This is a genomic window from Xanthomonas sp. WHRI 6108, from assembly GCF_040202385.2.
In the GTDB taxonomy this organism is placed as follows: Bacteria; Pseudomonadota; Gammaproteobacteria; order Xanthomonadales; family Xanthomonadaceae; genus Xanthomonas; species Xanthomonas arboricola.
Genome location: NZ_CP168198.1, coordinates 2920587 through 2939449, shown reverse-complemented (window position 1 = coordinate 2939449; position 18863 = coordinate 2920587). Strand labels below are relative to the sequence as shown.

Below are 18863 nucleotides of genomic sequence, written 5' to 3'. Positions count from 1 at the left end.
GGGCGCCAACCAGATCATAGGATCCGAATGTCGCAGCAAACCACCATCCGCAAGCTTGCCGAACTGGTCAATACGCCGGTCGATAAACTGCTGGTTCAACTGGCCGAGGCCGGAATGAAGTTCAGCGGTCCCGACCAGGTCGTGACCAGCACCGAGAAGATGAAACTGCTTGGCTTCCTGCGTCGCACGCATGGCAAGGCCGAGACGCCTGCCGAAGCGGCGAGCGAAGCAGCCAAGAAGATCACCCTCAACCGGCGCAAGCTGCAGGAAGTCACGGTCAGCGCCGGCCGCACCAAGACCACAGTCAACGTGGAAGTGCGGCAGAAGCGCACCTATGTGAAGTCCGAAAACGAAGGCGGCGGCCGTCCTGCGCCGATGACGCCGGACGAAGAGCGCGCCGACATCCTGGCCAAGCTCGCCGCTTCGCGTCAGCGCAATCTCGACGAGCAGCAGGCACTGGCCGAAAGCGACCGCCTGCGTGACGAAGCGATCCAGCGCAAGCGCGAAGAGGAACAGGCTGCGCGCGACCGCGCCGAAGCCGAGCGCAAGGCTGCCGAGGAAGCCGCTGCGGCTGCCAGTGCGCCGGCGCCGGTGGCTGCTGCGCCCGCACCGTCTGCAGCGCCTGCCGCACGCGCACCGTCGCCGTCGTCTGCGCCGCGTCCGGCCCGTCCGGCTGGCGCATCGCCGGCATCGCGCCCGGCCACGCCGGCGCGTCCGGACGACCGTTCCAATGCCGCCAAGCACAAGACGCGCGGTTCGCACGTCATGGTGGCCGGTGTCGAGGACGACGATGCGACCAAGCGTTTTGCCGGGCAGTTGCACCTGTCCGCGGCAGATCGCGCGCGCCGTTCCAACGTGCGCGGCAAGCCGACCGGTCGTCCGGGCTCGTCGTCCTCGCGTCGTGGCAACGACAATGGCCGTGGTGGCAACCAGGGCAACAGCGGTCCGCACGGATTCGAGCGTCCGACCGCACCGGTGGTGCGCGAAGTGGCGATCGGCGAGACCATCACCGTGGCCGATCTGGCGCAGAAGCTCGCACTCAAGGGCGGCGACGTGGTCAAGGCGCTGTTCAAGATGGGCGTCATGGCGACCATCACCCAGAGCATCGACCATGACACCGCCGCGCTGGTGACCGAAGAACTCGGCCACAAGGCCGTGCGTGCCGACAATGCCGACTTCGAGGATGCGCTGCTGGCACATGCCGAGGATGCGCAGGGCGATGCCACGCCGCGTCCGCCGGTGGTGACCATCATGGGTCACGTCGATCACGGCAAGACCTCGCTGCTGGATTACATCCGTCGCACCAAGATCGCCTCCGGCGAAGCCGGCGGCATCACCCAGCACATCGGTGCGTACCACGTTGAAACCGCCCGTGGCGTCATCAGCTTCCTGGATACGCCCGGCCATGCCGCGTTTACCTCGATGCGTGCCCGTGGCGCCAAGATCACCGACATCGTGGTGCTGGTGGTTGCAGCCGATGACGGCGTGATGCCGCAGACCAAGGAAGCGGTGGCGCATGCCAAGGCGGCAGGCGTTCCGTTGATCGTGGCGGTGAACAAGATCGACAAGGCCGGCGCCGATCCGCTGCGGGTCAAGAACGAATTGCTGGCCGAAAACGTGGTAGCCGAAGAGTTCGGCGGCGATACCCAGTTCATCGAAGTGTCGGCCAAGGTCGGTACCGGTGTGGACACGCTGCTGGACGCGATCTCGCTGCAGGCCGAAGTACTCGAGCTCAAGGCAGTGGCCGAGGGCCGCGCCAGCGGCACCGTGATCGAATCCTCGCTGGACAAGGGCCGCGGCCCGGTAGCCACGGTGCTGGTGCAGCAGGGCGCGCTGAAGCGTGGCGATTACCTGGTGTGCGGCATCCAGTACGGCCGCGTGCGTGCGCTGTTCGACGAGACCGGCCACCAGCCGGCCTCGGCCGGCCCGTCGATCCCGGTACAGGTGCTCGGCCTGTCCGGCGTGCCGGAAGCCGGCGACGACTTCGTGGTCGTCGACGACGAGCGTCTGGCCAAGGACGTGGCACAGCAGCGCGAAACCAAGCGTCGCGAGTCGCGTCTGGTGGCCTCGGCCAGCAACCGTATGGAAGACATCCTGGCCCAGATGGGCAAGGGTGAAGGCCAGCAGGTGCTGAACCTGGTGATCAAGGCCGACGTGCAGGGCTCGGTGGAAGCGCTCAAGCAATCGCTGGTGGCGTTGTCCAACGACGACATCCGCATCAACGTGATCCACTCCGGCGTGGGCGGCATCACCGAATCCGATGCGAATTCGGCAGCGGCCTCCAAGGCCACGGTGATCGGCTTCAACGTGCGTGCCGATGCCTCGGCCCGCAAGATCGTCGAGTCCAACGGCATCGATCTGCGTTACTTCTCGATCATCTATGACGTGATCGACCAGGTGAAGCAGGTGGCCTCCGGTCTGCTCGGTGTGGAAATCCGCGAAGAGATCATCGGTATCGCGCAGGTCCGCGACGTGTTCCGCAGCTCCAAGTTCGGCGCGGTTGCAGGCTGCATGATCATCGAAGGCGTGGTGAAGCGCAGCAAGCCGATCCGCGTGCTCCGCGACAGCGTCGTGGTGTTCGAGGGCGAGCTGGAATCGCTGCGTCGCTTCAAGGAAAACGTCGAGGAAGTGCGCAACGGTACCGAGTGCGGTATCGGCGTGAAGGCGTACAACGACGTCAAGGCCGGCGATCAGATCGAGTGCTTCGAGCGTATCGAAGTCGCCCGTACGCTGTAACAGCTGCCGGGGCCTGCGGGCCCCGGACTCCGCCAGGCGGAGTTGCAACGCGAGTTCTGCAAGGCGAGGGCGGCATGGCCGCCCGCGTCCGTTTTTGGCTTCGGTGCCAACTGGCCCTCCGAATCAACCAGGTCCACGACCATGCCAACCAAATCATTCCATCGCACCGACCGCGTTTCGGCGCAGGTGCGTCGCGACCTCGGCACGATCGTGCACGCGGCCGTGCGCGATCACGGCCTGCCGTCGGTCAGCGTTTCCGACGTCGAAATCAGCCGCGACCTGGCGCATGCCAAGGTGTTCGTCACCGCGCTGCAGCAGGAGCGTTCGGCCGAAGCGGTCAAGGGGCTCAAGGAAATCGCCGGTCAGTTGCGTACGCAGCTGGCGCGCGCGATGAAGCTGCGCCACGTGCCCGAACTGCATTTCCATTACGACGATTCGGTCGACCGTGGCGAGCGTATCGACAACCTGCTGCGTGACCTGGACGATGTCGGCCCCGAGGCCGCATCCAGCGACGAGGACGCCGAGCAGCGCTGAGCGCTGCCGGCCCGCCGCCTGTCGATCAGCGGCCCCGATTTCAACGGGCACGCACAGTGCCCGATTCGAGCACCGATCTGTTGAAACCCCGTATCGTCTATCGCCCCTTGCACGGCATCCTGTTGCTCGACAAGCCGGCTGGAGTCAGCTCCAACACGGCCTTGCAGTCCGCGCGCCGTTTGTTGCGTGCCGAAAAGGGCGGCCACACCGGCAGCCTGGATCCGCTGGCCACCGGCTTGCTGCCGCTGTGTCTGGGTGAGGCCACCAAGATTGCCGGCCTGCTGCTCGGTTCGGCCAAGGCCTACGACGCCGAGATCGTGCTGGGTGTCACTACCGATACCGACGATGCCGATGGTCAGGTGTTGCGCGAGCGTGCGGTGCCGGCACTGGGCGAAGACGCGCTGCGTGCAGCGCTGACGCCCTTCATCGGGCGCATCCGCCAACAGGCGCCGATCTATTCTGCGCTCAAGCAGGGTGGCGAGCCGCTGTACGCCAAGGCTCGCCGTGGCGAGGTGATCGAGGCGCCGGTGCGCGAGGTCGATGTGCATGCGATCGATGTGCTCGGTTACGCCGCGCCGCGGCTGCAGTTGCGTGTGACCTGCGGCTCGGGCACCTATATCCGCAGCCTGGCGCGCGATCTGGGCGAGGTGCTTGGCTGCGGTGCGCATATCGCCTCGCTGCGCCGGCTCTGGGTGGAGCCGTTTCGCGCGCCGCAGATGATCACGCTGGAAGCGCTGTCGGCAGCCCTGGAAGCGGGCACCGACGCGCAGGAGCTATTGCTGCCGATCGAGGCCGGACTGGCCGATTTTGCGCGGATCGCGCTCGATGCGGCGCATGCGGCGCGTTTTCGTATGGGCCAGCGCCTGCGTGATCCCGCATTTCCGAGCGGCCAGGTGGCCGTGTTCGGACCCGACGGAATCCCCTCAGGGCTAGGCCTGGTGGACGCGGAGGGGCGTTTGTCGCCGCAGCGATTGTTCAATGGACTGAACGAAGCGGTGGCTTGTTAAGGTTTAGTCAACTTGTTCCCGGGCCCGCACGACGTTACAATTTTGCGGCCCCGATCGGGGCACCTCCAGCGCCAAGCGCGCTCATCCCTAGCAAACGGCGAGTCCGGCGGTGCGTCATGCACGTTCCTGCCGACCACGCATCTATCGAGTAAACATCATGTCCGTCGACACCCAGAAAGTTATTGAAGACAATAAGCGCAGCGCCCAGGACACCGGTTCGCCGGAAGTGCAGGTCGCCCTGCTGACCGCGCGCATCGAGCTGCTGACCGGCCACTTCAAGACCCACAAGAAGGATCACCACAGCCGTCGCGGCCTGCTGCAGATGGTCAACCGTCGCCGCAGCCTGCTCGACTACCTGAAGAAGAAGGATAACGAGCGTTACAAGTCCTTGATCGAGAAGCTCGGCCTGCGCCGCTAATCGAGTCACACCGCCGCGGCGCAGCGATGCGCCGCGGCTTTGTTTTGGTCATTCGCATCACGTTATCTGCAGCATGCAGTTCATGGGCCGGAGCCTCCCGGCCGCCCGTTCTCGGCATGGGTCGACGACGGTCCAACGAAGACAGCAACACCTAAGGGAAAAAACCTCCGTGGCAAAAATCACCAAAACCTTCCAGTACGGCAAGCACACCGTCACCCTGGAGACGGGCGAAATCGCTCGCCAGGCAGGCGGCGCCGTCATCGTCAAGTTCGACGACACCGTACTGCTGGTCACCGCCGTCGCCGCCAAGAGCGCGCGCGAAGGGCAGGACTTCTTTCCTCTGACGGTTGATTATCAGGAGAAGTTCTACGCCGGCGGCCGCATCCCGGGCGGCTTCTTCAAGCGCGAAGGACGTGCGACCGAGAAGGAAACGTTGATCTCGCGCCTGATCGATCGCCCGATCCGTCCGCTGTTCCCGGAGGACTACAAGAACGAAGTGCAGATCATCGCCACCGTGATGTCGATGAACCCGGACATCGACGGCGATATCGCCGCGCTGATCGGCGCATCGGCCGCGCTGTCGCTGGCCGGCACCCCGTTCAACGGCCCGATCGCTGCGGCGAAGGTCGGTTACAAGAATGGCGAATACATCCTCAACCCGACCGTGACCGAGCTGAAGGATTCGCAGCTGGAGCTGGTCGTGGCCGGTACCGCCAATGCGGTGCTGATGGTCGAGTCCGAAGCCGAGCTGCTGTCGGAAGAAGTGATGCTGGGCGCGGTGACGTTCGGCCATCGCGAGATGCAGAAGGTCATCAACATCATCAACGAGCTGACCGTCGAAGCCGGCACCAAGCCGTCCGACTGGGTGGCTCCGGCCAAGAACGACAGCATGATCGCTGCGCTGAAGGAAGCGGTGGGCGATCAGCTCGCGTCGGCGTTCCAGGTGCGCGACAAGCTGCAGCGCCGCGACGCGATTTCGGCGATCAAGAAGGACGTGCTGGGTGCGCTGGCACCGCGCGCCACGGTCGAAGGCTGGGCTGCCGGTGACCTGTCCAAGGAATTCGGCGAGCTGGAATACCAGACCATGCGCGGCTCGGTGCTGAGCACCAAGGTGCGCATCGACGGCCGTGCACTGGATACCGTACGTCCGATCAGCGCCAAGGCCGGCGTGCTGCCGCGTACCCACGGTTCGGCGCTGTTCACCCGCGGCGAGACCCAGGCGATCGTGATCACCACGCTCGGCACCGCACGCGACGGTCAGGTCATCGACGCCGTCTCGGGCGAGTACAAAGAGAACTTCCTGTTCCATTACAACTTCCCTCCTTACTCGGTGGGCGAGTGCGGTCGTTTCGGCGCGCCGAAGCGTCGCGAGATCGGCCACGGTCGCCTGGCCAAGCGCGGCGTGCTGGCGGTGATGCCGAGCCTGGAAGAATTCCCGTACACCATCCGCGTGGTCTCGGAAATCACCGAGTCCAACGGTTCGTCCTCGATGGCATCGGTCTGCGGCAGCTCGCTGGCGCTGATGGACGCCGGTGTGCCGATCAAGGCGCCGGTCGCCGGTATCGCGATGGGCCTGGTCAAGGAGGGCAACGACTTCGTGGTGCTGTCGGACATCCTGGGTGACGAAGATCACCTCGGCGACATGGACTTCAAGGTGGCCGGCACTTCCGAAGGCGTGTCCGCGTTGCAGATGGACATCAAGATCGAAGGCATCACCGAAGAAATCATGAAGCAGGCATTGCAGCAGGCCAAGGCCGGCCGTCTGCACATCCTCGGCGAGATGGCGCATGCGCTGACCACTCCGCGTCAGGAACTGAGCGACTACGCGCCGCGTCTGCTGACCATCAAGATCCACCCGGACAAGATCCGCGAAGTGATCGGCAAGGGCGGCTCGACCATCCAGGCCATCACCAAGGAAACCGGTACCCAGATCGACATCCAGGACGACGGCACGATCATCATCGCCTCGGTCAATGCGATTGCCGCGCAAGCTGCGAAGTCGCGCATCGAGCAGATCACCTCGGACGTGGAGCCGGGCCGCATCTACGAAGGCAAGGTCGCCAAGATCATGGACTTCGGTGCGTTCGTCACCATCCTGCCGGGCAAGGACGGCCTGGTGCACGTCTCGCAGATCTCCAGCGAGCGCGTGGAAAAGGTCGGCGACAAGCTGAAGGAAGGCGATCTGGTCCGCGTCAAGGTGCTGGAAGTGGACAAGCAGGGCCGTATCCGTCTGTCGATCAAGGCAGTGGAAGAAGGCGAGGGCGTTCCGCCGTCGGCCGAGTAATCGCCGCTGGTTGATGCGTCACGAAAAAGCGGGCTTCGGCCCGCTTTTTTGTTGGCTGTTCGGCAAGGGCGCCTGACTTGATCCTTCTCCTGCGGGAGAAGGTGCCCCGCAGGGGCGGATGAGGGTACGGACGAAGCCTCGCGTGGTTGAGCCTTGGCCAAGACTTCGCCGCCGTACCCTCACCCCAACCCCTCTCCGGATGGGAGCGGGGCTTTGAGCCTTGCTTACCCGGGCTGCTGTGTCGGCGCGGGCTGTGTTTCCGGACGCGGCGGCACCACGCGCGGGAAACCCGGTGGCATCGTGGTCGGTAAGGTGGTTGGCGAAGGCAGCGGTTCGACCGGTGGTGGCGCCGTCATCACCGCATCCGGGCGCAGCTTCAACAGGGCCGCCCAGTCGCGTCGATTGAAGTCGCAGAGTTCTTCGTGTGCCGGCGTGCACTCGCTGGCGATGCCCAGGCCGTCTTCGCTCTGGTCCTGGCTGCCGTCGGATTGGGGCGTCGGCAACACCACTCGGCCGGCGCGGTCCAGCGGCATCTTGCGCATCATCACCGTGTTGAACACATTGCCGCCGATCAGGTACAGGGTGCGATCGCCACCGACGTTGGCGGCGATCACCACGTCGCAATGCGATTGCCACGGCATCGGCGCGCTGCCGCCAAGCCCGGCCTTGAGGCCGGCGTAGCCGAGCGCAGCGCTGCGCCCGCGCAGCAGGCACAGCAGATCGCCGGGGGCTGGTTTTTCCACCGCCGGGTCGGTGAACTGGTACGGGCCGCTGGCGCCATCGTTGTAGGCGCTGCGGATGTAATCCAGATGGCGTGCAGAGCGGTGGAAACCGCTCAATCCGGCCTGCGTCATCACCCACGAGATGAAGGCGGCCGACCACGGGTTGTCGATCAGGAACGCGCGGCAATCGCTGGCGGTGTAGCGCGTGCCATCCAGTGCCGCGCAACTCGATGCGCCGGGACGGCCGCCCATCGATGCCAGCGTGCCGCTGTCACGCCAGTAGCCGGCCACGCGTTGCCAGGCGACCACGCCGTGGTCGGCCAGATAGCCCGATTCGGCCTCGGTCACGCCCAGGCTGGCCAGACGGCCCTTGGCATCGATAAACGGGTGCTGCCACAAGCGGTGCTCGTTGCAGGCACTGCGCACGATGGCGATCGCTGCAGGGCTGGTGCCGAAGCGCGGGGGCACATCGCAGACTTCCGCGGCGGCCGCGGTGCCGCCCCATGCGGCCAACACCAGACAGAGCCACGGCCAAGGTTTTACAGTCATCGCAGATCCTGCACAGAACAATCGCAGCAGGCTGACAGAGCCGGCTGCGGGCACGCGTGAAATCAGCGCGGCGGTGGGCCGAGTTTGAGCGACAGATCGACCGCGTGCACGTGCTTGGTGAGCCCGCCGATGGAGATGCAATCCACCCCATCGGCTGCAATGGCGGCAATGCCGGCCAGATCAACGCTGCCGGAGACTTCCAGCGGGATGCGTTGTTCGCGCGGCAGGGCGGCAACGATGCCCACCGCGTCGCGACGCATCGCCGGGTCGAAATCGTCGATCAGGATGCGCGTGCAACCGACCTGCAAGGCCTCGTGCAGCTGCTCCAGCGTTTCCACCTCCACCACCAGCGGCAACTGCGGTTGCTGCGCACGTGCGGCATGCACGGCGGCGCTCAGCGAGCCGGCGGCGCGAATATGGTTTTCCTTGAGCATCACCGTGTCGAACAGGCCGATGCGGTGGTTGTCGCCACCGCCGCAGCGCACCGCGTATTTCTGCGCGACGCGCAGGCCCGGCAGCGTCTTGCGCGTGTCCAGGATGCGCGTGCCGGTGCCGGCCACGGCAGCCACGTATGCAGCGGTGGCGGTCGCGGTGGCCGATAGCGTCTGCATGAAGTTGAGCGAGGTGCGCTCGGCGCTGACCAGGCTGCGGCTGCGGCCATGTAGCAGCGCCAGCACCGTGCCGGCGGCGACGTGCTGGCCTTCGTGCACCTGCCAGTCGATCCGCACCTGCGGATCGAGCGCGCGGTGCGTGGCGTCGAACCACGGCCGCCCGGCGATCACGGCGTCCTGCTTGCACAGCAGGTACGCGCTGTCTGGCTGATCGGGCAACAGCGCCGCGGTCACATCGCCGCTGCCGATGTCCTCGGCCAGCGCGCGCGCGACATCGGCCTCCACCAGCGCGGCCGGTGGCGCCTCCGGCATGGTGGTGCGAACGGAAGGATTCACTTTTCGGGGAAGTCGGCGATCTGCGCAGTGCCGATGGCTTCTTCGGCCAGCAGCACCGGAATGCCGTCGTCGACGCGGAAGATCTGCTTGCGGTCGCGCGTGATCAGCGCCTCGCGCAGTGGCTGTGTCTGCGCGGTGCCGTCGGCACGCTGCAGGGTTCCGCCGGCGATGGCGGTGTTGAGTGCCTCCAGGCCCTTGCCGTCGAGCAGCGAGAGCGGCTGGCGGGTATCGGGCGAGCACAGCAGGTCGAGCAGTTTGCGATCCATCGAAGTCTTGTCTTGCGTGGAAGATGGCTAGAATACGTCTTTACCGCAGGGCAGGGCCATGACCTCCAACCACTCCGCGCCGCTGGTCGGCATCGTGATGGGTTCCCGTTCCGATTGGGAAACCATGCAACACGCAGCTCAGAAGCTCGATGCGCTGGGTGTGCCTTACGAAGTCAAGGTGGTCTCGGCGCACCGCACACCGGACGTATTGTTCAGCTATGCCGAGCAGGCTGGCGAACGCGGTCTGCGCGCGATCATTGCCGGCGCCGGTGGCGCGGCGCATCTGCCGGGCATGCTGGCGGCCAAGACGGCGGTGCCGGTGCTCGGTGTGCCGGTACAGTCCAAGGCGCTCAACGGCATGGATTCGTTGCTGTCGATCGTGCAGATGCCGGCCGGGATTCCGGTGGCGACGTTTGCGATCGGCAACGCCGGCGCGGCCAATGCGGCCTTGTTCGCCGCCGCGATGCTGGCGCCGGAGCAGGCGCAGATCGGTCAGGCACTGGCGCAGTTCCGCGCCAGGCAGACCGACGATGTCATGGCCAGCGACGACCCGCGCCAATGACCACAGTCGGCATTCTGGGTGGCGGCCAGTTGGCCCGCATGCTGGTGTTGGCCGGTGCGCCGTTGGGCTTGCGGTTTGGGGTGTTCGACCCGGCTACCGATGCCTGCGCAGGGCAGGTGGCGCCGCTGCAGGCGGGCGCCTTTGACGACACCGCCGCGCTTGCCGCATTCGCCGCACAGGTGGATGTGATCACCTTCGATTTCGAAAACGTGCCGGCCGCCGGCGCGCAGCAGTTGGCTGCGCAGGTGCCGGTGTTTCCCAGCGCTGCCGCGTTGGCGGTGGCGCAGGACCGGCTCAGCGAAAAAACCCTGTTCCGCGAGCTCGGCATTCCGGTGCCCGAGTTCGCCGCCATCGACGACCGTGCAGGGCTCGACGCTGCATTGGCCCGTATCGGAACGCCGTGCGTGCTCAAGACACGTCGCTTCGGCTACGACGGCAAGGGCCAGTTCCGCATCAAGACGCTGGCCGATGCCGACGCCGCATGGGACGCGCTCGGCGCGCAGGCGGCGAAGGTCGGGCTGATCGTGGAGGCCTTCGTGCCGTTCGAGCGCGAGGTCAGCGTGGTGGCAGTGCGTGGGCGTGATGGCGAATTCCGCGCCTGGCCGCTGACCGAGAACTGGCATGTGGACGGCGTGCTCTCGGCCAGTCTTGCGCCGGCGCGTGTGGATGCCGGCTTGCAGGCTGCGGCAGAGACGCATGCGCGTGCGGTCGCCGAGCGTCTGGACTACGTCGGCGTGTTCGCGCTGGAACTGTTCGTACGCGATGGCCAGTTGCTCGCCAACGAGATGGCGCCGCGCGTGCACAACTCCGGGCATTGGACCATCGAAGGTGCCGAGACCTCACAGTTCGAAAATCATGTGCGGGCCGTGCTCGGTCTGCCGCTCGGCAGCACCGCGATGCGCGGGCATGCCTGCATGCTCAACTGGCTGGGCGCGATGCCGGACGCGACTGCATTTCTGGCGGTGCCCGGTGGGCATTGGCACGACTACGGCAAGCAATCGCGCGAGGGCCGCAAGGTCGGCCATGCCACACTGCGCGCCGAGACGCCACAGCTGCTTGCTCGGGCCCTGAGCGACGCAGGCGCCGCGCTGCAGCGTGATGCGCAGGTCGGACCGGTGCTCGCGCGCTTGAGCGAAGGGTGATTCGCAGAGCCATCGGTGGCACTGCTGGCCTCGCCGATGCGCAGGTCCGTGGCGAAGATGCACGCAGTGCGCGACGCCGCCGGACGCTGTTGCAGCAGGTCACCTGATCGTCGACCTGTTGCAACGGCGCAAGCGGCTAACCCAACCGGCTGGCCACGAACTCCCAGTTGATCAGCTTCCAGAACGCGTCCAGGTACTGCGCGCGGTCCTGCCGGTAATCCAGGTAATAGGCGTGCTCCCAGAGGTCGCAGGCGAGCAGCGGGGTGTCCGGCCCGGTGAGCGGCGTGGACGCATTCGGCGTGGCGACGATCGCCAGTGCGCCATCCGGGCGCTGCACCAGCCACACCCAGCCCGAGCCGAAGCTGCCCAGGGCGACGCGGTTGAATTCCTGCTTGAAATGCACGAAGTCGCCGAACGATTTGGCGATGCGGTCGGCCAGCCGGCCCAGCGGCTCACCGCCGCCGCGCGGGCGCAGGCACTGCCAATAGAAATTGTGGTTCCACACCTGCGCAGCCAGATGGAACAGCGTGCCCTGCGCCTGCGCGATGATGTCTTCCAGCGTCAGCTCGGCGAACTCGCTGCCTTCGATGCGCGCATTGAGCCGATCGACCTCGCTGCGGTGACAGACGCCGTGGTGCGCCTCCAATGTGGCGGCAGACAGATGCGGCTCCAGGGCGACGCGGGAGTAGGGCAGTGCAAGGTGTTCGATCGGCATGATGGCAAGGGCAGCGAAGGGAGTGCGGCGACAGGTCGCGCTGAAGGCTTACAATGCGCGCCTTTGCGGAAGTCTATCCGACCCGGCGGTCGGGCCTGCCGCTCCCAGTCAGGAGAGTCCAATGCCGGTGATGGAACGGATCCAGGCCGAAGTCGAACAACACCCGATCGTGCTGTTCATGAAAGGCACCCCGCAATTTCCGATGTGCGGTTTTTCCAGCCGCGCCGTGCAGGCCCTGGTGGCTGCCGGCGCCGATCAGTTGCGCACGGTCAATGTGCTGGAAGAGCCCGAAGTGCGCGCCAATCTGCCGCGCTATTCCAACTGGCCGACCTTCCCGCAATTGTTCATCCACGGCGAGCTGATCGGCGGTTGCGACATCACGCTGGAACTGTTCGAGGCCGGCGAGCTCAAGCGCATCGTCAGCGAGGCCTACCAGCCGTGAGTCTGGCGCAGGCCCGGCCCGACGCGGCGGCACTTGCCGGCCGCGTGGTGCTGATCACCGGTGCAGCCGGCGGGCTGGGGAGCGCGGCGGCGCAGGCGTGCGCATCCGCCGGTGCGACCGTGGTGTTGCTCGGCCGCAAGCTGCGCCCGCTGGAGCGCATCTACGACGCGGTCGCCAAGCTGGGTCCGGAGCCGTTGCTGTATCCGCTGGATCTGGCCGGCGCCACGCCGGACGACTACGCCACGCTCGCGCAGCGGCTGCAGTCCGAGCTCGGTGGCCTGCACGGTCTGCTGCACTGCGCCGCCGATTTCGCCGGCTTGACCCCGGCCGAACTCGCGGCGCCTGCCGACTTCGCACGCAACCTCCATATCAACCTCACCGCGCGCGCCTGGTTGACCCAGGCCTGCCTGCCGCTGTTGCGGCAGCAAGGCGATGCGGCGGTGGTCTTCGTCGTCGATGACCCGGCACGTGTTGGCCAGGCGTACTGGGGTGCCTATGGCGCTGCCCAGCATGCACAGCGTGGCCTGCTCGCCAGCCTGCATCACGAAACCGTCGCCGGCCCGGTCCGCATCAGCGGATTGCAGCCCGGCCCGATGCGCACCGCCTTGCGCGCGCGCGCCTTCACCCATCAGGAAGACAGCGAAGCGCTGGACCCCACGCGCTATGCCGCCGCCTGCGTCACCCTGTTGTCCACGGCCGGTGGCGCGCACCGCGGCGCGATCTGGAGTCCTTCCGCGTGACCATTCTGTCGGCGGCACTGCTGCTGTTCCTGATCCTCGACCCGCTGGGCAACATTCCGGTGTTTCTCAGCGTGCTCAAGCCGCTGCCGCCCAAGCGCCAGCGCTTCGTGCTCGCGCGCGAGTTGCTGATCGCCCTGTTCGTGCTGATGGCGTTCCTGTGGGGCGGCAAGTACGCGCTGGAGCTGATGCATCTGCGCCAGGAATCGGTGGCGATCGCCGGCGGCATCGTGCTGTTCCTGATCGGCATCCGCATGATCTTCCCGCGCCCGGAAGGCCTGATGGGCGAGATCCCCGACGGCGAGCCCTTCATCGTGCCGCTGGCGATCCCGCTGGTGGCCGGCCCGTCCGGCATGGCCGCAGTGATGCTGATGGGCAGCAACGAGCCCACCCGGTTATGGGATTGGAGCCTGGCGCTGATGATCGCCTGGATCGGTGCTTCCACCATCCTGGCCTCGGCCCCGCTGTTGTACAAACTGCTCGGTCATCGTGCACTGACCGCGATCGAGCGCCTGATGGGCATGTTGCTGGTGGCCATTTCGGTGCAGATGTTCCTGGACGGCCTTGGCACTTATTTCAAGCTGCCGGTGTCGATCTGAGTCCAGTTGGCGATGGGCGGGCAGGGTGCGTGGCATGGGGACGGCTTGTTGGATGCCTGGCGGGCTTTGAAGCCGCGTCGCCGACCCGTGGCATGAGCGGCTGGCGGTGTCTGGCGACCACAGCGCGGGATGGCGGCCGATAGCCAGCGCTGCGTTTTCAGGCCAAACGTTGCCGGTTTGCGACAGGCCAGCTCGATAGCGCGATGCCAGTCGCAAATGCCGCGCGACTTTGCGCAAGCTGGCGTTTAGGCCTTCACATGCGAAGTTCATGTTGCACCGCGCGAACTTTGTCACGCCGCCGTCACAATCAGGCCTTAGCGTGTTAATCTGTTGTTAACCGTTGCGGCAGCAACCAGCCGCGCGGCAAGGGACCCCAGATCATCGGCAGCCCACCCCCGGGAACGGTTGGGCTGACTGCGCCTTTTTGTCACTGCCCAACCTGTATCGAGGCTACCGAAATGACCCACCCCCGCTGTCTCCGCATGTCCAAGCTGACGCTTGGCCTTGTTGCCGCACTCGCCGCCGCCCCCGTGTTCGCCCAGAGCACCTCTGCCGGCGTCGCTGGCCTGGTGACCAGCAGCGCCGGTCAACCGGTGCCGAATGCCGAAGTGACGATCACCCACGTCGAATCGGGCACGGTCAGCCGCGCCACCACCGATGCCAGCGGACGCTACAACGCGCGCGGCCTGCGTGTGGGTGGGCCGTACACGATCACCATTACTGCTTCCGGCGCGGGCAACACCACGCGTGAAGGCGTGTACTTGAACCTGGATAAGGTCAATCAGGTTGATGCAGCCCTGGGCGGCGATCTGGCCACGCTCGGTACCGTGCAGGCGATCGCAGGCAACTACGGCTCAGCGATCTTCAGCGCCAACAAGATGGGCACCGGCACCAACGTGACCCGCGAAGAAATCGAGTCGCTGCCGTCGATCAACCGCAACCTGCAGGACTACGTGCGTCTGGATCCGCGCGTCGCGCAGACCGACAAGGCGCGCAACGAAATCTCCATCGCCGGCCAGAACCCGCGCTACAACGCGATCCGCGTCGACGGCATCAGCACCAACGATGCTTTCGGACTGGAATCCAACAGCCTGCCGACTCCGCGCCAGCCGTTCTCGATGGACGTCATCGACGAAATCTCGGTGGACGTGGCCAATTACGATGTGGCCATCACCGGTGGCACCGGCGGCGTCATTAATGCCGTGACCAAGTCTGGTACCAACGAATTTCACGGTTCAGTTTATGGAACCTATCGTGAGAACGACTGGTCCGGAAAGAACCAAAACGGTATCCGCCCGCAGCTGTTCGACAATGAAGCCACTTATGGTCTGACCCTGGGGGGGCCGGTTGTCAAGGACAAGCTGTTTTTCTTCGCTAACTACGAAAAGTACAAGGGCAAAGGCGTATTCACCGGAGCATCCGGCTACGGTCCGACCGGCTCGGGCGCCAGCAATATCGTTGGCGTGAGCCAGGCACAGGTTGACGAGATCGTCGACATTTCGCGCAATGTCTATGGCTTCGACCCGGGAACACTGGCTCTGCCAGCACTTGATTCTGAGTCGGAAGAGAAGGGCATTAAGATCGACTGGAACATCAGCGACAAGCACCGCGCCTCGTTTCGTTACGGCAAGTCCGAACAGGAGACCGCTAACCTCAATGGCTTCAGCGCTACCGCCTTGTCATTGAACTCGTACCATTACACCCGCAATTTCGAGCTTGAAACCTACACCGCTCAATTGTTCAGTGACTGGACGGAGAAGTTCTCTACCGAAGCCAAGGTTTCCTACCGCGATTATTCTGCAGTGCGTGACGCTGCCTCGCAATTGCCGGCTGTCGGTGTCCGGATCGGCAACAACTTCGTCAACTTCGGTACCGAGCAGAGTACACAGGCCAATGCACTGCGTACTGAAACGTGGAATGCGTTCTTTGCTGCCAATCTGTATCTGGATGATCACACCCTGAAGTTTGGTGGCGACTACGAAGACAACGACATCTTCAACTTGTTTGCTCAGCGTGTCTTTGGTTCGTACAACTTCAACTCGATTGCCGACTATCGCAACAATCGTCCGGCTAGCTACCGTTACTCTCAGTCCACCAGCGGAAATATCGACGATATCGCCGCGCAGTGGGGCATGAAAAACGTCGGCCTGTTCTTGCAGGATACATGGGCTGTCAACAGCAACCTGACCTTGACCTTCGGTGTGCGTTACGACGAGCCGATGGTGAAGAACAAGCCGCAATATAATGCAGCTGCCTCGACCACGTTTGATGTGCGTAATGATGAAACCATAGATGGCAACGGCCTTCTGCAGCCGCGCTTTGGGTTCAACTACACCTTCGATGCAGACCGTCCTACACAGTTGCGTGGCGGTGTTGGCCTGTTCCAAGGCGCAGCGGCGTCGGTATGGCTGTCCAATCCTTACTCGAATACCGGTCTGGCTTACACCGATTACAACTTCTCAAGCGTAAATCTGGTCAATAGCAACGGCATCGCGTTTACGCCGGACATCAACAACCAGCCGCGTGGTAACGGGACGTTGAACGGCGCCACTCAGTCTGTCGACTTCGTTGACAAGGATCTGGGTCAACCTGCTGTGTGGAAGGCGAACTTGGCGTTCGATACCGAGTTGCCTTGGTACGGTGTAGTGGCGTCGGTCGAGGGCGTCGTTACGAAGGTCAAAGAAGCTATTTACTACCAACAGCTGAATCTCAGCCAGACCGGACCGACTGCGGTCGGTCAGGATGGTCGTCAGATCTATTGGAATCAGGCGGGCTTAAATCCCGCCAACTGGAATGTCAACGGAACTCAGCCGACTGGCATTTCGGTCGACCCGCGTGGCAATCGTTATCGCAGCTACAACGATGCGATCATTGCGCGGTCTACCAGCAAGGGTGGCAGCCAGAGCCTGACCATTGGATTGAATAAGCCGTTCAACGATAGCGATTGGTCCTGGAGCCTGGCTTATACCTTCGCCAATGCCGACGAAGTAAGTGGCCTGACAAGCTCCACCTCCGGTTCGCAGCTGGGCAATACGGCGGTGTTCCAGGCCAACGAAGAGGTCAATGCGACGTCTGCTTATGAGATCCGCAATAGCTTCCTCGGAACGTTGCAGTGGAAGCACAACTTCTTCGGCGACTTTGCCACCAAGGTCGGCCTGATCTACCAGGGCCGTAGTGGCCGTCCCTACAGCTATACCTTTGACAACGATGCAAATGGCGACAGCCGCTTGAACGACCTGCTGTACATCCCCGCAGGTCCGGGTGATGTTCGCTTTGGCTCGGCAGCGGAAGAAGCTGCGTTTTGGAACTTCGTCAACAATGATGAATATTTGTCGTCCCATAAGGGGCAGGTTGCGCAGCGCAATGCAGTGCGCAACTCGTGGGTAAACCAGTTCGACCTGCACATCGAGCAGGAGCTGCCTGGCTTCTTGGAAGGCAACAAGGCGCAGATCTGGCTTGACGTGATGAACGTCGGAAACCTGCTCAATAAGAAGTGGGGCCGTGTGGACGAGTACGCGTTCCCGGGTATGCGCGGCGTGGTTGAGTACGGCGGTATCGATGCGGCTACCGGTAAATACGTTTACCGCTTCAATACGCCTGATCCGTCAACCATCTACGACGACAAGGGCATCTCCCGCTGGGCACTGCAGCTGGGCTTCCGCTACCAGTTCTAAAGTTGGCTAGTGGCTCGAAGCTTGCAGAAACGGCCGGGTTCTCCCGGCCGTTTTCTTTTGTGCGGGTGAGTACGCTAAAGTTCTGAGATACGACAGGAGCAAGCTATGGAACTCAGCAGTACGGCAGCACGGGCGCTGCCGGTGGTGGATGCGCGGATCTACCCGCGCGGTGGCCTGGACGTGTTGTCCAAGGCGGAAGTTGCGCGTCTGCGAGATGCCTCCAGCGGTGGCATGCATGAGCTGTTGCGCCGCTGCGCGCTGGCCGTGCTCACCAGCGGCAGCGCGTCGGACGACCCGCGCGCCGCGCGCGACCTGTATCCGGATTTCGACATCCAGGTAAACCAGCAGGATCGTGGTATCCGCATCGATCTGAGCAACGCACCGGCGATGGCCTTTGTCGATGGCGAGATCATCCGGGGCGTGGCCGAGCTGCTGTTCGCCGTAGTGCGCGACCTGGCCTACATGGCGATCGAGCTGGAAGCCCAGCGCGGGGATCTGGACACCAGCGAAGGCATCACCAACGCAGTGTTCGGGCAACTGCGCAATGCGCGCATCCTGCAGCCGTCGGACCCGAACCTGGTCGTGTGCTGGGGTGGCCATTCCATCTCGCGCGACGAATACCTCTACACCAAACAGGTGGGCTACGAGCTGGGCCTGCGTGGGCTGGACATCTGCACCGGCTGCGGCCCGGGCGCCATGAAGGGCCCGATGAAGGGCGCCACCATCGCGCACGCCAAGCAGCGCAAGCATCACACGCGCTACATCGGCGTGACCGAGCCGGGCATCATCGCCGCCGAGTCGCCGAACCCGATCGTCAACCACCTGGTGATCATGCCGGACATCGAGAAGCGCCTGGAAGCCTTCGTCCGCATCGGCCACGGCATCCTGGTGTTTCCGGGCGGCGTCGGCACGGCAGAGGAAATTCTCTACCTGCTCGGCATCCTGCTGCGCGAAGAAAACGCCGACCTGCCGTTCCCGCTGATCCTGACCGGCCCGACCATTGCCGCGCCGTATTTCGAGCAGATCGACCGCTTCATCCGGCTCACCCTGGGCGAAGCTGTCGCTTCCCGCTACGAAATCATCGTTGGCGACCCGGTTGCCGTGGCGCGTCGCATGGCCGAAGGCATCCACGACGTGCGTGCGCACCGCAAGGAACAGAAGGATTCGTACTACTTCAACTGGTCGGTACACATCCCGCTCGAGTACCAGCAGCCGTTCGAACCCAGCCACGAGGCCATGGCCGCCCTCGACCTGCATCACGGCCGCCCAGCGCCTGCCCTGGCCGCCGACCTGCGGCGTGCCTTCTCCGGCATCGTCGCCGGCAACGTCAAGGAAGACGGCATGCGCCGCATCGAGGAATTCGGCCCCTTCGAAATCCACGGCGACCCGGACATCATGCAGGCCCTGGATGAACTGTTGCGCGGCTTCGTCGAGCAGCGCCGGATGAAGATTTCGGGGGACTACCGGCCTTGCTATCGGGTGGTGACTTAACGCCTTCTGGATTTAGATCCTACTTCCGGGGGAGGGGG

Annotated in this window: 16 protein-coding genes; 12 read left to right on the top strand and 4 right to left on the bottom strand. The window is 64.4% G+C overall.

All coding sequences use genetic code 11. The features are described 5' to 3' along the window. Positions 1–27 precede the first annotated feature (27 nt). The 5 genes from infB (at position 28) to pnp (ending at position 6979) form a co-directional block, all read left to right on the top strand. Complete coding sequence (infB, locus tag ABQ039_RS12315; protein ID WP_054592534.1) at positions 28–2736, top strand: translation initiation factor IF-2; 2709 nt, start codon at positions 28–30, stop codon at positions 2734–2736. Between the two features lie 141 nt (positions 2737–2877). Next, positions 2878–3270 (top strand): 30S ribosome-binding factor RbfA, encoded by a 393-nt coding sequence (rbfA, locus tag ABQ039_RS12310; protein WP_024937968.1) that lies wholly within the window; start codon positions 2878–2880, stop codon positions 3268–3270. A gap of 80 nt (positions 3271–3350) precedes the next feature. Continuing rightward, positions 3351–4277 (top strand): tRNA pseudouridine(55) synthase TruB, encoded by a 927-nt coding sequence (gene truB, locus ABQ039_RS12305; RefSeq protein ID WP_184609168.1) that lies wholly within the window; start codon positions 3351–3353, stop codon positions 4275–4277. A 157-nt stretch (positions 4278–4434) separates the two neighbouring features. Continuing rightward, the gene (rpsO, locus tag ABQ039_RS12300) at positions 4435–4695 is read left to right on the top strand and encodes a 30S ribosomal protein S15 (RefSeq protein WP_003485583.1); all 261 of its coding nucleotides are present in this window, start codon (positions 4435–4437) and stop codon (positions 4693–4695) included. 169 nt (positions 4696–4864) lie between these two features. Further along, complete coding sequence (gene pnp / locus ABQ039_RS12295) at positions 4865–6979, top strand: polyribonucleotide nucleotidyltransferase (protein ID WP_054592535.1); 2115 nt, start codon at positions 4865–4867, stop codon at positions 6977–6979. Between the two features lie 224 nt (positions 6980–7203). Here pnp and ABQ039_RS12290 read toward each other — a convergent pair whose 3' ends face one another. The 3 genes from ABQ039_RS12290 to ABQ039_RS12280 all read right to left on the bottom strand — a co-directional run bounded on the left by ABQ039_RS12290 (position 7204) and on the right by ABQ039_RS12280 (position 9463). Then, complete coding sequence (locus tag ABQ039_RS12290) at positions 7204–8250, bottom strand: DUF2272 domain-containing protein (protein ID WP_104569831.1); 1047 nt, start codon at positions 8248–8250, stop codon at positions 7204–7206. A 62-nt stretch (positions 8251–8312) separates the two neighbouring features. Continuing rightward, positions 8313–9173: a carboxylating nicotinate-nucleotide diphosphorylase gene (nadC, locus tag ABQ039_RS12285; RefSeq protein ID WP_374057866.1), complete on the bottom strand. Its 861-nt coding sequence runs from the start codon at positions 9171–9173 to the stop codon at positions 8313–8315. A 20-nt stretch (positions 9174–9193) separates the two neighbouring features. After that, positions 9194–9463, bottom strand: coding sequence for a Trm112 family protein (locus ABQ039_RS12280; protein ID WP_024937963.1), 270 nt, complete (start codon positions 9461–9463; stop codon positions 9194–9196). Positions 9464–9521: 58 nt separating this feature from the next. Here ABQ039_RS12280 and purE point away from each other — a divergent pair, with 58 nt between their 5' ends. Together purE and ABQ039_RS12270 are read left to right on the top strand one after the other, a co-directional pair. After that, positions 9522–10025, top strand: coding sequence for a 5-(carboxyamino)imidazole ribonucleotide mutase (purE, locus tag ABQ039_RS12275; protein WP_016901088.1), 504 nt, complete (start codon positions 9522–9524; stop codon positions 10023–10025). Continuing rightward, positions 10022–11167, top strand: a complete 1146-nt coding sequence (locus ABQ039_RS12270) for a 5-(carboxyamino)imidazole ribonucleotide synthase (RefSeq protein ID WP_184609171.1) — start codon at positions 10022–10024, stop codon at positions 11165–11167. Before purE ends, ABQ039_RS12270 begins: the two co-directional genes overlap by 4 nt. 136 nt (positions 11168–11303) lie before the next feature. Here ABQ039_RS12270 and ABQ039_RS12265 read toward each other — a convergent pair whose 3' ends face one another. Beyond that, positions 11304–11882, bottom strand: coding sequence for a superoxide dismutase (locus ABQ039_RS12265; RefSeq protein WP_024937960.1), 579 nt, complete (start codon positions 11880–11882; stop codon positions 11304–11306). A gap of 121 nt (positions 11883–12003) precedes the next feature. On the opposite strand from ABQ039_RS12265, the gene grxD reads away from it, so the two are divergent. The 5 genes from grxD to ppnN all read left to right on the top strand — a co-directional run bounded on the left by grxD (position 12004) and on the right by ppnN (position 18825). Next, positions 12004–12324 carry a Grx4 family monothiol glutaredoxin gene (grxD, locus tag ABQ039_RS12260; RefSeq protein ID WP_006450539.1) on the top strand — a complete coding sequence of 107 codons (321 nt, stop codon included), beginning with the start codon at positions 12004–12006 and terminating at the stop codon, positions 12322–12324. Then, on the top strand, positions 12321–13064 hold the full coding sequence (locus tag ABQ039_RS12255; protein WP_102256524.1) for an SDR family NAD(P)-dependent oxidoreductase: 744 nt from the start codon (positions 12321–12323) through the stop codon (positions 13062–13064). Before grxD ends, ABQ039_RS12255 begins: the two co-directional genes overlap by 4 nt. After that, positions 13061–13660, top strand: a complete 600-nt coding sequence (locus ABQ039_RS12250) for a YhgN family NAAT transporter (RefSeq protein ID WP_006450537.1) — start codon at positions 13061–13063, stop codon at positions 13658–13660. The genes ABQ039_RS12255 and ABQ039_RS12250 overlap by 4 nt, the downstream gene beginning before the upstream one ends. 458 nt (positions 13661–14118) lie before the next feature. After that, the gene (locus ABQ039_RS12245; RefSeq protein WP_349778422.1) at positions 14119–17334 is read left to right on the top strand and encodes a TonB-dependent receptor; all 3216 of its coding nucleotides are present in this window, start codon (positions 14119–14121) and stop codon (positions 17332–17334) included. A gap of 105 nt (positions 17335–17439) precedes the next feature. After that, positions 17440–18825, top strand: coding sequence for a nucleotide 5'-monophosphate nucleosidase PpnN (gene ppnN, locus ABQ039_RS12240; protein ID WP_016901083.1), 1386 nt, complete (start codon positions 17440–17442; stop codon positions 18823–18825). Positions 18826–18863 lie beyond the last annotated feature (38 nt).

What these genes read in the sequence shown, in the direction of transcription:
- infB (WP_054592534.1), top strand. Translation starts at nt 28, where the DNA reads ATGTCGCAGCAAACCACCATCCGCAAGCTTGCCGAACTGGTCAATACG.
- rbfA (WP_024937968.1), top strand. Translation starts at nt 2,878, where the DNA reads ATGCCAACCAAATCATTCCATCGCACCGACCGCGTTTCGGCGCAGGTG.
- rpsO (WP_003485583.1), top strand. Translation starts at nt 4,435, where the DNA reads ATGTCCGTCGACACCCAGAAAGTTATTGAAGACAATAAGCGCAGCGCC.
- ABQ039_RS12290 (WP_104569831.1), bottom strand. Translation starts at nt 8,250, where the DNA reads ATGACTGTAAAACCTTGGCCGTGGCTCTGTCTGGTGTTGGCCGCATGG.
- nadC (WP_374057866.1), bottom strand. Translation starts at nt 9,173, where the DNA reads ATGCCGGAGGCGCCACCGGCCGCGCTGGTGGAGGCCGATGTCGCGCGC.
- ABQ039_RS12280 (WP_024937963.1), bottom strand. Translation starts at nt 9,463, where the DNA reads ATGGATCGCAAACTGCTCGACCTGCTGTGCTCGCCCGATACCCGCCAG.
- purE (WP_016901088.1), top strand. Translation starts at nt 9,522, where the DNA reads ATGACCTCCAACCACTCCGCGCCGCTGGTCGGCATCGTGATGGGTTCC.
- ABQ039_RS12270 (WP_184609171.1), top strand. Translation starts at nt 10,022, where the DNA reads ATGACCACAGTCGGCATTCTGGGTGGCGGCCAGTTGGCCCGCATGCTG.
- ABQ039_RS12265 (WP_024937960.1), bottom strand. Translation starts at nt 11,882, where the DNA reads ATGCCGATCGAACACCTTGCACTGCCCTACTCCCGCGTCGCCCTGGAG.
- grxD (WP_006450539.1), top strand. Translation starts at nt 12,004, where the DNA reads ATGCCGGTGATGGAACGGATCCAGGCCGAAGTCGAACAACACCCGATC.
- ABQ039_RS12245 (WP_349778422.1), top strand. Translation starts at nt 14,119, where the DNA reads ATGACCCACCCCCGCTGTCTCCGCATGTCCAAGCTGACGCTTGGCCTT.
- ppnN (WP_016901083.1), top strand. Translation starts at nt 17,440, where the DNA reads ATGGAACTCAGCAGTACGGCAGCACGGGCGCTGCCGGTGGTGGATGCG.